General features: G+C 73.5%; 12 protein-coding genes and 1 pseudogene. 6 read left to right on the forward strand and 7 right to left on the reverse strand.

What is annotated here, in order from left to right:
- Positions 1-132 precede the first annotated feature (132 nt).
- The 5 genes and pseudogenes from E1300_RS53055 to E1300_RS41235 form a co-directional block, all read right to left on the reverse strand.
- Positions 133-489, reverse strand: a pseudogene (locus E1300_RS53055) (alpha/beta hydrolase); the annotation flags it as partial.
- Positions 490-655: 166 nt separating this feature from the next.
- The gene (locus E1300_RS41220; protein WP_242619726.1) at positions 656-1,933 is read right to left on the reverse strand and encodes a DUF5005 domain-containing protein; all 1,278 of its coding nucleotides are present in this window, start codon (positions 1,931-1,933) and stop codon (positions 656-658) included.
- Between the two features lie 102 nt (positions 1,934-2,035).
- Complete coding sequence (locus E1300_RS41225; protein ID WP_131762727.1) at positions 2,036-2,854, reverse strand: SDR family NAD(P)-dependent oxidoreductase; 819 nt, start codon at positions 2,852-2,854, stop codon at positions 2,036-2,038.
- Between the two features lie 33 nt (positions 2,855-2,887).
- On the reverse strand, positions 2,888-3,940 hold the full coding sequence (locus E1300_RS41230) for a DUF4432 family protein (RefSeq protein WP_131762720.1): 1,053 nt from the start codon (positions 3,938-3,940) through the stop codon (positions 2,888-2,890).
- A 9-nt stretch (positions 3,941-3,949) separates the two neighbouring features.
- Positions 3,950-4,729, reverse strand: a complete 780-nt coding sequence (locus E1300_RS41235) for a phytanoyl-CoA dioxygenase family protein (RefSeq protein ID WP_242619727.1) — start codon at positions 4,727-4,729, stop codon at positions 3,950-3,952.
- Positions 4,730-4,860: 131 nt separating this feature from the next.
- Between E1300_RS41235 and E1300_RS41240 the strand changes: the two genes are divergently transcribed.
- From E1300_RS41240 to E1300_RS41250, 3 genes are all read left to right on the forward strand, one after another.
- On the forward strand, positions 4,861-5,826 hold the full coding sequence (locus E1300_RS41240) for a sugar kinase (protein ID WP_131762721.1): 966 nt from the start codon (positions 4,861-4,863) through the stop codon (positions 5,824-5,826).
- A gap of 148 nt (positions 5,827-5,974) precedes the next feature.
- Complete coding sequence (locus tag E1300_RS41245; RefSeq protein ID WP_131762722.1) at positions 5,975-6,403, forward strand: ATP-binding protein; 429 nt, start codon at positions 5,975-5,977, stop codon at positions 6,401-6,403.
- Entirely contained in the window at positions 6,400-7,212 is an 813-nt protein-coding gene (locus tag E1300_RS41250) for an RNA polymerase sigma factor SigF (protein ID WP_207400250.1), read from the forward strand. The genes E1300_RS41245 and E1300_RS41250 overlap by 4 nt, the downstream gene beginning before the upstream one ends.
- Before the next feature lie 33 nt (positions 7,213-7,245).
- On the opposite strand, the gene E1300_RS41255 is transcribed toward E1300_RS41250, so the two are convergent.
- On the reverse strand, positions 7,246-7,872 hold the full coding sequence (locus tag E1300_RS41255) for a hypothetical protein (RefSeq protein ID WP_207400251.1): 627 nt from the start codon (positions 7,870-7,872) through the stop codon (positions 7,246-7,248).
- 77 nt (positions 7,873-7,949) lie between these two features.
- On the opposite strand from E1300_RS41255, the gene E1300_RS41260 reads away from it, so the two are divergent.
- Both E1300_RS41260 and E1300_RS41265 read left to right on the forward strand, forming a co-directional pair.
- A complete protein-coding gene (locus tag E1300_RS41260; RefSeq protein ID WP_207400252.1) occupies positions 7,950-8,891 on the forward strand; it encodes a diacylglycerol/lipid kinase family protein in 942 nt (313 codons plus the stop codon).
- Positions 8,892-9,183: 292 nt separating this feature from the next.
- Positions 9,184-9,444 (forward strand): WhiB family transcriptional regulator, encoded by a 261-nt coding sequence (locus E1300_RS41265; RefSeq protein WP_131762723.1) that lies wholly within the window; start codon positions 9,184-9,186, stop codon positions 9,442-9,444.
- A 172-nt stretch (positions 9,445-9,616) separates the two neighbouring features.
- Here the strand turns inward: E1300_RS41265 and E1300_RS41270 are convergent, their stop codons facing one another.
- Positions 9,617-11,281 (reverse strand): PAS domain-containing sensor histidine kinase, encoded by a 1,665-nt coding sequence (locus E1300_RS41270; protein ID WP_131762724.1) that lies wholly within the window; start codon positions 11,279-11,281, stop codon positions 9,617-9,619.
- A gap of 75 nt (positions 11,282-11,356) precedes the next feature.
- Here E1300_RS41270 and E1300_RS41275 point away from each other — a divergent pair.
- A partial coding sequence (locus E1300_RS41275; RefSeq protein ID WP_131762725.1) for an aminotransferase class I/II-fold pyridoxal phosphate-dependent enzyme occupies positions 11,357-12,015 on the forward strand: 659 nt, incomplete at its 3' end.

Here is a 12,015-nt window from a genome sequence, read left to right on the forward strand (position 1 = left end):
TGCTGCGTGAGCTGAACGACCGCGCGGCGCTGGACCTGCTCGTCGGGCACGGCCCGCTGACCCGCGCGCAGATCGGCGAGCGTACCGGGCCGTCGCCGCGTAGCAGTCCTCGAAGCCCGCCGGGAACGGGTGCTCCGGGGCGAGCCGGTAGCCGACCGACACGACGGCGATCCCGTCCTCGCCCGCGAACGCCAGGCAGCGGCCGTGCTCGTTGTCCAGGTCCCCGGTGACGAACCCGCCGCCGTGGAAGTACACGAGCACGGGCGCCGGACGCCGCGTCCACGCTGGCCGGTACGTCCGCACCGGGACGGGCGGCGCGCCGGGCGGGCCCGGGATCGTCCGGTCCGTGACCTCGACGCGGGCACCGGCCCCGCCGTCCGGTTCGGCCAGCGCCGACACGAGCGCCCGCATGGCGGCGCGGGCGGCCTCCGGATCGGAGAGCCCGACGTAGGGCATGCCGTCGAGGGCGGCGGCGAGTTCGGCGTCCATCGGGACCTCCTGGCCTGCGAATCGGCGGCGCGCACGGTACCCCGGCGCGGGAGAACGCGCCCCCGGGCGGGAGGACACCCGGGGGCGCGTCGGGAGCGGCACCGCCGTGGACGGTACGGACACGAGCCGCTGGTCTCTTGTCTCCGGCGAAATTCCGGAGGCGGCGTCAACCGCTCACGGGCAGGTTGATGTAGCGGGCGCGGTAGATGCTGACATCGCGGTAGTTGTCGTTCGCCGGCCCCGCCGTCCGGTCGAGGCTGTTGACGTTGTAGGAGATCACCAGCCTGCCGCTGGACGACAGCGACGCGTGCTGATGGGCGTTGTAGGTGTAGACGTCCGGGTCGCCGTAGGACCCGAACGGGCCGGTCTCGGGCGTCGAGTACACCGTCTGCTCGTTGGTGAACGGGCCGTCCGCCGAGCAGGACAGCAGGACGTCGATCTCCGCCCCGAACGCGATCTTCGTGTCCTGGTTGACCAGCAGGTAGTGCGCGCCGCGCTTGGTGACGCTGAACTCGTTGGACACGCCGCTGAGCAGCCGCGCCGAGTCGGCCTCCGCCAGCGACCAGCCGGAGCTGGTCCGGTAGCTCCACGTCCCGCGCAGGTCGGTGCCGTCGACCCGCGCGACGTGCAGGTACTTGGTGTTCACGCCGGTCGAGGGGTCGGTGTAGTCCTCGGTGCCGTAGATGTAGGTCTTCCCGCCGTCCTTGAGGATCGCCGACCCCCACTGGACGCCGGTCGCCGACGGCATCGCCGCGACCTGCGTGGGCGCGGACAGGTTCCCGGTGGAGAACCGGGCGAGGACGTTGCCCTTGAACTTCATGTCCCAGGGGTCGCCGTTGTCCGGGTTCGGGTCGTAGTACTCCCGGTAGAGCTGCTGGACCTCGGAGCCGCTCTGTGTCAGGTCGCCCGCCCAGTACCAGTCGGCCCGCTGCGGGGGCGGCATGACCGCCTTCGGGGCCGCCGCCGTCCCGCCGTGGACGGTGGTGAGCGCGCCGCCCGTCGCCTGGACGACGAACGAGTTGTTGATGAACGGGGTCGTCCCGCCCTCCTCGATCACGACCGGCCGGGAGCCATCGGAGTTGACCTTGCCGAGGAACGTGTCGGAGTAGGCGTAGACGATGCGGCCGTCCGACAGCTTCAGCGAGTAGGTGGTGTCGGCGCCGGTCCAGTCGTCCAGCAGCGCGTTGCTGTTGCCGTAGGCGGTGAACTTGCCGTTCTGCGCCGTGTTCGGGGTGGCGGTGCCGAAGGTCGGGGACGCGGTGCCGGAGCAGACGGGCCCGGCGGCCGGGCGGACGCCCGCGGCGGCGGGGACGGCGCCGGCGGTCCCGGCGGTGATCAGACCGGCGGCGAGCAGACCGGCCACGACCGAGCGGCGGCGGGCGCCACGGAACCGGGGCGGGTGGACGGACGGGGTGGACGGGCGAGAGGGAACGGCATCCTGCATGGGGACCTCCGCGAGCACCGAGACGCAAGCAAGGGATGGGGTGGTGGATCCGGACGCCGTCTCGGATGCCCGCCCATTCTGAGTCATCAGATGACTTGGTGTCTAGATCTCTGCAGAACCCGGGTTCGGCTCCAGCAGGGCGGCGGGGTTGCGCGCCAGCAGGCCGCCGTCCACGCGGTACTCGGCGCCCGTGACGAAGGACGAGCGGGGGCCCGCGAGGAAGGCGACGACCTCGGCGACCTCCTCGGGCCGCGCGACCCGCCCGAGCGGATGCGACCGGCCCCACTCCGCCACCTGGGCGTCCTGGGACGCGTCGCCGCGGAACAGGTCCGCGGCCCAGCGCAGCATGGGGGTGTCGACCGAGCCGGGGCACACCGCGTTCGCGCGGATCCCGTCCGCGGCGTGGTCGAGGGCCATCGACCGCGTCAGCGCGTTGATCGCGGCCTTGCTCGCGCTGTAGGCGGCGACGCGGTCCTGCGACACGAACGCCTGCACCGACGACACCGTGACGATCGTCCCGCCGCCGCGGCGCCGCAGCTCGGGCACGGCGGCGCGGCAGACCAGGAAGACGCCCTTGAGGTTGACGCCGAGGACCTCGTCCCACAGCTCCTCGGAGGTGTCCTCCACGGTGCCGTACCGCTGGACGCCGGCGCAGGTGACGACGGTGTCCAGGCCGCCGTAGCGGGACACGGCCGTCGCGACGAGCCCGGCCATCTGTGCAGCGTCGGTCACGTCGGCGACCACACCGGTCACCTCACGTCCGGCCGCGCGCAGCTCCTCCTCGGCACGCCGGACGCCGTCGTCCTCCACGCCGCAGAACACGACGGACGCATCGGCGGCGGCGAGCCGCTCCACCACGGCCCGCCCGATCCCCATCGACCCGCCGGTGACCACCGCCACCTTCCCCGCGAACTCGCTCATGCTTCCCCCGACCTCGCTCACGTTTCCCTCACCTCACGCCGCTCCGGTGAGAACGTCCGCCCGCAGCCAGAGGCGCCGCTTCCCGTGCGGGTCCAGCCGGAGCGCCGTGCCGTTGTCCACCGCGGCCGCGAGCCCGTCCGTCGGATAGCCCGCGAACGGCTCCAGGCCCACGACGTACGCGCGTCCCCACCACGGATGGTCGATGGTCGCGCCCTGCTCCTGCCACAGCCACAGGTGCGGCAGGACGGAGACGTCCCAGGTCACGCGCAGGCCGAGGCCGTCCGCCGGGTCGACCACCGCGTAGCGGCCCTCGTCGAGGCCGGTCAGGTAGACGATCTCACTCGGCGCACCGTACTCGGGCACGACGCTCAGATCGACGGTCCCGTCCGCGCCGTCGGCCGGGACGAGCGGCCAGCCGTGCGGCCCGGGCGCGGCGACCCGGCGGCCGTGCGGCTCGATCGGCGTCCCGTGCGGGACGACCAGCGCGCCGGCGGGGACGTCGATCCGGTGCCCGGGCCGCAGGAACGGCGCGCCGAACACGATGTGGTGGCCCCACATCGCGTCGATGGGGACGCCCGACTCGTTGGCCAGTTCCTCCTCGACGAGCAGGGCGGGCTCGCCCGCGCGCAGCCGGAACGTCTTGACGAGCCGCAGCGGCAGCCGCCTCGCCCGCACCGTGAGCCGCACCGCGACCTCGCGGGCGTCGTCGGCCGCGATGTCGGCGTCCCACGGCAGCCCGGCGACCTCGCCGTGCTGCGCCAGCGCGGCGCCCCGGTACGTGCTCGGCGCGCCGCCGTTCGGCAGGACCTCCTGCCAGCCGCCCTCGTAGTGGTCGAGGAACGCCGCCGTGTCGTCGGCCGCGGCCCCGGCGACGTCGCGCGGGTTGCGCAGGCCGTCCGGCGACAGCCACACGAAGTCCATGTCGCGCGGCTTGTAGCAGAACTCGGCGACGTCGCCGCCCTTGCCCGCGAGGACGGTGACGCGCAGCAGCTCGTTCTCCAGCACCAGGGCGCGCAGGCCCGCCCAGGTGATCTCGTGCACGCGCGCGCCCCAGTTGCGCGCGGGGCGGTGCCGTCGGTAGGTCATCGGGGGCGGTCAGCTCCACGTCTCCGCGCCGCGGAACGGGAAGTGCTCGCCCGGCACGTAGCGGGGCCGCGGCTGGTACTCGTTCACCCCGGGGTCGCCGCGCAGCAGCAGCGCGGACGGGAACGGCAGGGGCTCCTCGGTGATGCGGGTCGAGGTCGGGATGTAGCGGATCGTCAGCCCGCACCGCCGGTAGGGCGAGTCGTTGGCGTTGCTGCCGTGCATGATGTTCGGGTGGTGGACCTCGACGTCGCCCGGCTCCAGGACGAGGTCCACGGCCCGGGACTCGTCCACGCCCACCGCGGTCTCCACGCCGAAGACGGCCCCGGCGTCGTCGCGCTCGCGGACGTCGTGCAGCTCGTCGCGGTGGCTGCCGGGGATGACGCGCAGGCAGCCGTTCTCCGGAGTCGAGCGGTCGACGGCGAGCCACAGCGTCACCACGCGCATCGGGTCCAGCGGCCAGAACGCGCCGTCCTGGTGCCAGAGCACCGCCTTGCCCGTGAACGGCGGCTTGGCGATGTAGGCGGACGCGAACAGCGCGATGTCGGGGCCGATGAACCGCTCGGCGACGTCCAGCAGCCGGTCGTCGGAGACGAGCCGCACCCAGAACGGGTCCCTGGCGACCAGTTCCGTCGACAGGTCCTCCCCGCCGAGGTGGGGGTATTTCGCCTGGAGCCAGCGGACGTGCTGGTCGGCCTCCATGACCAGCTCGGCGTCCAGCACGTCGCGGAAGATCGCGTATCCGTCGGTCTCGTAGCTTCGCATCGGGTCGTGGTCCATGGCGTGGTCCATGGCGGCCTCCGTCGGCGCACGGGATGGAGTACAGGGTGGAAAACGCGGCACCAAAAGTGTTAGTCATCAGATCACTTGTTGTCTAGATGTATCGTCGCCCCGATGCGGACGCCCCGAGGAAGGAGCCGGTCATGAGCGCGCTGGACACGGTGGTCGCGGACGGATCGAGGCCCGCGCGGATCGCGGTGATCGGCGAGTGCATGATCGAGCTGAGCCACACGGCGCCGGACCGGCTCGCGCTCGGCTACGCGGGCGACGCGTTCAACGTCGCCGCCTACCTCGCCCGGAGCGCCGCCCCCGGCACCGCGGACGTCGAGTTCGTCTCGCTCGTCGGCGACGACCCCTACAGCGCCGGGATGGTGGCGGCCTGGTCCGCGCACGGCGTCGGCTCCGCGCACACGCGGACCGTCCCGGGCGGCCAGGCCGGGCTGTACCTGATCCGCACCGACCGGCACGGCGAGCGGACGTTCCACTACTACCGCTCCCAGTCGGCGGCCCGCGGCCTGTTCGGCCCCGGCCAACCTAGCGAGATCGACGAGTTCGTCGCCTCCCGGGACCTCGTCTACCTCTCCGGGATCACCTTGTCGATCCTCGGCGCGTCCGCGCGGGAACGGCTGCTGGAGGCCCTGGACGAGACGCGGCGGCGCGGCGGGCTGGTCGCGTTCGACGGCAACTACCGTCCCGCCGGGTGGCCGTCCGCGGGTGCCGCCGTGTCCGCCATGGCGGACGTGCTGGCCCGCACCGATGTGGCGTTGCCCACGCTCGGCGACGAGACGGCCGTGTTCGGCGACGCGACCGCGGGCGACGTGATCCGGAGGCTCCGCGCCGCCGGGGTCGCCGAGATCGCGGTCAAGCTCGGCGAGCGCGGCTGCGTGATCGCCGGCCCGGCCGAGGACGGCGCGGAAGGGCCCGAGGAGGCCGTGCCTGCGGTGCCTGTCGCGTCCGTCGTCGACACGACCGCCGCCGGGGACGCCTTCAACGGCGGCTACCTCGCGGCCCGGCTGGGCGGCGCCGGCCGGTGCGCGGCGGCGGAGGCGGCGGCCGCGCTCGCCGCCCAGGTGATCGGCCATCGCGGGGCGCTGCTCCCGCCCGCGTAGTGATCAACGTCACTCCGGCGGAGCGTTTGGAACGCGTCCTTTCACCTCGGCGCGGACATTGGTGAGAAAGCCACGCGCGGCGAAGTCTCGCAGCGGGCCCCGCAGGCGGTAGTTTCAAAGCAGCGGGACAATCCTGCGAGGGAGAGACGTGACCGAGGAAACCGCTGCCATGCCGGGCAGTACGAAGTTGTCCGTCCGCGACGTGGTGACCGTGAAGTTGCCCGCCGCGAGCGCCTACCTGTCCGTCCTGCGGACCGCCACGGCGGGCCTCGCCGCCCGCCTGGACTTCACGCTGGACGAGATCGAGGACCTGCGCATCGCGGTCGACGAGGCGTGCGCGATGCTGCTCGCCCAAGCCGTTCCCGGGACCGATCTGACCTGCGAGTTCGAGCTCACGGGCGATGCCGTGCGCATCTCCGTCGCGGTCCTCACCATGGACGGCCAGGAGCCCAGCCGCGACACCTTCGCCTGGACGGTCCTGTCGTCGCTGGCCGGCGAGGTCGACGCCCAGGTGGGCGCCGACGACCGGGTCACCGTGACGCTGCAGAAGCGGCGCGGTGCGGCGGGGGCCCCGTGACAGAGAAGACCACCATCGCCGGCGCGGGCAACGAGCGTTCGGAGAGCGCGGTCCCCGACCGCGCCCGGGCCCGCGCCCTGTTCGAGCGCCTCGCCGAGCTGCCCGAGGGCGACCCCGAGCGCCAGCGCATCCGCGACCAGCTCGTGGAGCTGCACCTGCCCCTGGTCGAGTACCTCGCCCGCCGCTTCCGCAACCGCGGCGAGTGGCTGGACGACCTCATCCAGGTGGCGACGATCGGGCTGATCAAGTCCATCGACCGGTTCGACCTCGGCCGCGGCGTGGAGTTCTCCACCTACGCGACGCCGACGATCGTCGGCGAGATCAAGCGGCACTTCCGCGACAAGGGCTGGGCCGTCCGCGTCCCGCGCCGGCTCCAGGAGCTCAAGCTCTCGCTCACCAAGGCGATCAGTGACCTGGCCCAGCGCGAGGGCCGCGCCCCGACCGTCAGCGAGCTGGCCGCCCACCTCCAGATGAGCGAGGAGGAGGTGCTGGAGGGCCTGGAGTCGGCGAACGCCTACTCCACCGTGTCCCTCGACGCCCCCGACTCCGGCGACGAGGACGCCCCGGCGGTCGCCGACTCGCTCGGCATGGTGGACGAGTCGCTGGAGGGCGTCGAGTACCGCGAGTCCCTCAAGCCTCTGCTGGAGAAGCTTCCGGCGCGCGAGAAGAAGATCCTGCTGCTGCGGTTCTTCGGCAACATGACCCAGTCGCAGATCGCCGCCGAGCTCGGCATCTCCCAGATGCACGTGTCCCGGCTGCTCGCCCGCACCCTCGCCCAGCTCCGCGAAGGCCTCACCGCCGACGAGTGACCCCGTCGACGGCCTCCCCGGCCGCCGTGCCCGTCAGCCCTTCGTGGGGCGCGGCTTGGCGGCCGGGCCGTTCCCCGCGGCACCGCCCTTCCCCGGGCCGGTGCCGCCGTTCTTCTTCCGGCCCTTGTTGGCGCCGCCCGTCCCGGGCTTCGTGGTCTTCCTCACCTCGGCCGTGGTCTCGGGCTTCACCTCGGCCGTCGTCCCGGCCTCGTCCTCAGGCCCGTCGTCAGCCTCGTCGCCGGCCTCGCGGTCCTGGACGAGCCACGCCGTGCTCGGCGGGCTGAGCACCGCGACCAGCGTCACGACGGCGGCGGCGCCCAGCGGGAGCGCGATCCCCGGCCGCTCGCTCTGCCACAGCGACCACGCCACGGGCAGCGCGAACAGCTGCGTCAGCACCGTGGGGGCGCGGCTCCACGCGTCGGCGCGCAGCATGCCGCGGGCGCAGGCGAGCATGCCGAGCCCGCCGGCGAGCGCGAGGACCGTCACACCGATACCGCTCACCGGGTCGACGGCGGCGCCCGCCGCGGTCTCCACCCCGGTGAAGACTCCGAATCCGACGGCCGCCAGGCCCTCCGCGGCCTCCAGGGCGGCCGCGACGTGGACGGTGCCGGGACGCTTGCCGGAGGGGGCACTGGACGGCGTGCTGGGTGGCTTCGACACAACTCGAAACCCTACTTGCCCCCGCCCGGGACCCGCCGCGTGGGGAAACGTCCCGGAACGATCGATACGCTGGCGCCGTGCGCGCCATGCTCATCGCCAACCCCAAGGCGACCTCCACCTCCCGGCGGGCCCGCGACACCCTCGTGCGGACCTTCAGCGGCGACCTCGACCTCGTCATCGCCGAGACCGCCCGCCGCGGCCACGCGACCGACCTCGCCCGGCGGGCGGCCGAGGAGGGCTACGACGCCGTGATCGCGCTCGGCGGCGACGGCACCGTCAACGAGACGGTCAACGGGCTGCTCGCGGACGGCCCGGACCCCGCCCTGCCCGCCCTCGCGGTGCTGCCGATCGGCAGCGCCAACGTGTTCGCGCGCGCCCTCGGCCTGCCCGGTGACCTCGTCGGCGCGACCCGCGTGGTGCGGGAGGCGCTGCGCGCCGGGCGGCACCGGACGGTCGGCCTCGGCACGGCCCGCCATCCGGACGGCGCGGAGCGTTATTTCACCTTCTGTGCGGGTATCGGGCTGGACGCCGAGGTCGTCCGGGAGGTGGAGCGGCGGCGCGCCGCGGGCGCGCGGGCCGATCCGTCGCTCTATGTGCGCACCGCGGTCCGGCATTTCTTCTCCGGCACCGATCGGCGGCGTCCCGCGCTGCGCCTGGAAGTGCCGGGACGGGCGGCGAAAGAGGACCTGTTCCTCGCCTTCATCTCCAATACGTCGCCATGGACTTTCATGGGCCCGCTGCCGGTGAATCCGAGTCCGAGAGCGAACTTCGCGCGCGGTCTCGACGTGTTCGGCATGCGTTCTCTGGACGTCGCCCCGACGCTCGGCGCGCTCGCCCGGATGCTGACGGCGCGCACGCGGCCCGTCCAGGGACGGCACGTGGTGAACGTGCACGACGCCACGGAGGTCACGCTGCGCTCGGACCGGCCCATGGCGTTCCAGCTCGACGGCGACTACCTGGGCGAGCGCGAGTGCCTCACCTTCCGATCGGTCCCGAAGGCGATACGCATCGTCATTTGAGGCCGACCGGCCGGTCGGTTAACGACAAAGCAACACGGCCGACCCACCGATGTGACACATACGACACCCATACTTAGAGAATCCTTTCTCAAAGGTCTTGCGTCTGCCCGCGCCCGGCTGACACGCTCAAAGTGCGCCGGCCGACCGGGGCCCCAACGTCGTTGGCCTGCTGGTCGCGGCGCCGCCGAACAACCACCCTCGGACCAGGCCACCGCCGCTCCGGGTGTTCGCGACATGTGAAACCGTTCACAAAAGTGGAGTTCCTCCACCACCTGACGAAGGAGTGGACCGCATGGACTGGCGCCACCGCGCAGCCTGCCGTGACGTGGACCCCGAGCTGTTCTTCCCGATCGGCAACACCGGGCCCGCGATCCTGCAGATCGAAGAGGCCAAGCAGGTGTGCAAGCGCTGCGACGTCACCGACGCGTGCCTGCGCTGGGCGCTGGAGTCCGGCCAGGACTCGGGCGTCTGGGGCGGGATGGGAGAGGACGAGCGCCGCGCCCTGAAGCGCCGCACCGCCCGGGCCCGCGCCCGCGCCAACGCCGCCCTGTAGTCCGCCACGCTGTAGTACGACAGCTCCCGCCGATCCATCCCGGCCGCCACCCGCGGCCGCGCGAAACGGCGGCGCCGCCTCCGAACCTCCCGGCCGGAGAGCACCAGCGCCGCTCGCACGACATCGAACGCCCGAGGCCCCAGGCCCCGGGCGTTCGTCGTCCCGCCGCCGGTCAGGGGCGGGGCGGGCCGGAGCGGTGGTGCTGGTCGAGCGGGACGTCCACGACGACCTCGGTGCCGCCCCCCTCGCGGGGACGGAAGTCGAGCCGGCCGCCGAGCTCCCCCACGATCAGCGTGCGGACGATCTGGAGCCCGAGGCTGTTGCTGCTCTCCACGTCGAAGTCGGGCGGGAGGCCCACGCCGTCGTCGGCCACGACGACCACCAGCCGGGGCCCGTCCGGGGAGTGTTTGGCCCCGTCCGGCGCCGCGGCACCGGCCTCCCGGGGCGACTCCGCCCGCTTCCCCTCGCCGAACTCCGGCCACTCCCCCCAGACCCGCACGCCGCCCGGCTCGCGGGCCGGGCCGCCCTCGCCGTGCCGGTGCGCGATCACCTCCAGCGTCCCGAACCGGTTCGCGAGGCCGTGCTCCAGCGCGTTCTGCAGCAGCTCGGTCAGCGCCATCGCGAGCGGCGTGGCGACCTCGGCGGGCAGCACCCCGAAGTTCCCGGTGCGCTTGGGCGCGACCTTGGTCTCCGGCGTGGACACCTCCCCCGCCATCATGATCACCCGGTCCGCGATGTCGTCGAAGTCGATCAGCTCGTCGGGGGTGAGGGAGAGCGTCTCGTGCACGATCGCGATCGACCCGACCCGGCGGACCGCCTCGTCCAGCGCCGCGCGGCCCTCCGGGATCCGCAGCCGCCGCGCCTGGAGCCGCAGCAGCGCCGCGACCGTCTGGAGGTTGTTCTTCACCCGGTGGTGGATCTCCCGGATGGTGGCGTCCTTGGTCATCAGCTCGCGGTCGCGCCAGCGCAGCTCGGTGACGTCGCGGCAGAGCACGATCGCGCCGATCCGCGTCCCGCCGACGACGAGCGGGATCGTCCGCAGCTGCATGACCGAGCCGTGCGCCTCGACCTCGACCTCCCGCGGCGACCGCCCGCTGAGCACGACGCTCAGCGCCTCCTCCAGCGGCTCGCCGGTGTCGCACAGCCCCGCCGTGACCTCGCCGAGGGCCTCCCCGGCCAGGTCCGCGGGGTAGCCGAGCCGCCGGTACGCCGACTGCGCGTTCGGGCTGGCGTAGGTGACCCGGCCGGAGCGGTCCAGCCGCATGAGCCCGTCGCCGACGCGGGGCGAGCGGACGAGGTTCGGCTCCTCCCCCGGCACCGGGAACCGGCCCTCGGCGATCATCTGGGCGAGGTCGCTGGCGCTCTGGAGGTACGTCAGCTCCAGCCGGCTCGGCGTGCGCGCCGAGCTGAGGTTCGTGCTGCGCTGGATCACCCCGAGGATCTTGGCGCCGCGCCGCACCGGGATCGACTCCTCCCGGACGGGGATCCCGCTGCCCCACTCCGGGTCGCCCTCCCGGACGATGCGGCGCTCCCGCCAGGCGACGTCGATCAGCCCGCGCCGCCCCGTCCGGACGACCTTGCCGACGAGGTCCTCGGGATAGGCGGTCGGCCCGGTCGTGGGCCGCATCTGCGCGATCGCCACCCAGCCGGGCACCTCGCCGCCCTGCCCGGCGCCGGGAGGCGGGACGTCCGCCGACCGCAGCGGCACCCACAGCAGCAGGTCGGCGAACGAGAGGTCGGCGAGCAGCTGCCAGTCCGACACGAGGGCGTGCAGCCACTCCAGGTCGGTCTCGGTGAGGTCGGTCTGGTCGCGCACCAGGTCGGTCAAGGTAGGCACGCGACCATCATCGCGTATCCCTTTTTGGACAGGGCCGCCCCTCTCCCGCCCCGGGCGAACTGGCAGGATTCCCCCATGAGCGCAGACCCCCTGGCCAGGCTCCGCGACGCCACCGCGCGGCGCGCCGAGGCGGGGCTGCGACGCACGCTGCGGCCGCGTCCGGCGGGCCCCGGCGGGCTCGTCGACCTCGCGTCCAACGACTACCTGGGCCTCGCCGGCGACCCCCGGCTCGTCGCCGGCGCCGTCGCCGCGGCCCGCGAGTGGGGCACCGGCTCCACCGGCTCCCGGCTCGTCACCGGGACGACCGAGCTGCACGCCGAGCTGGACCGGCGGCTCGCCGCGTTCACCGGCAGCGCCGCCGGGCTCGTGTTCTCCTCCGGGTTCCTCGCGAACCTCGGCGCCGTCACGGCCCTCGGCGGGCCCGGCACGCTGGTGGTGTCCGACCAGGTCAACCACGCCTCGATCGTGGACGCCTGCCGCCTGTCGCGGTCCCGCGTCGCGATCGTCCCGCACCGGGACACCGCCGCCGTCCGGCGGGCCCTCGCCGAGCGTGACGAGGACCACGCGGTCGTCGTCACCGACGCGGTGTTCTCCGTGGACGGCGACCTCGCCCCGCTCGCCGAGCTGCACCGCGCGGCCCGGGCGCACGGCGCGCTGGTGGTGTCCGACCAGGTCAACCACGCCTCGATCGTGGACGCCTGCCGCCTGTCGCGGTCCCGCGTCGCGATCGTCCC

Origin of the sequence: Actinomadura fibrosa (assembly GCF_900659615.1) — a bacterium.
Classification (GTDB): Bacteria; Actinomycetota; Actinomycetes; order Streptosporangiales; family Streptosporangiaceae; genus Spirillospora; species Spirillospora fibrosa.

Bases quoted from the DNA above. Each gene is read 5' to 3' on its own strand.
- E1300_RS41220 (WP_242619726.1), bottom strand. From the start codon at position 1,933: ATGCAGGATGCCGTTCCCTCTCGCCCGTCCACCCCGTCCGTCCACCCG.
- E1300_RS41225 (WP_131762727.1), bottom strand. From the start codon at position 2,854: ATGAGCGAGTTCGCGGGGAAGGTGGCGGTGGTCACCGGCGGGTCGATG.
- E1300_RS41230 (WP_131762720.1), bottom strand. From the start codon at position 3,940: ATGACCTACCGACGGCACCGCCCCGCGCGCAACTGGGGCGCGCGCGTG.
- E1300_RS41235 (WP_242619727.1), bottom strand. From the start codon at position 4,729: ATGGACCACGCCATGGACCACGACCCGATGCGAAGCTACGAGACCGAC.
- E1300_RS41240 (WP_131762721.1), top strand. From the start codon at position 4,861: ATGAGCGCGCTGGACACGGTGGTCGCGGACGGATCGAGGCCCGCGCGG.
- E1300_RS41265 (WP_131762723.1), top strand. From the start codon at position 9,184: ATGGACTGGCGCCACCGCGCAGCCTGCCGTGACGTGGACCCCGAGCTG.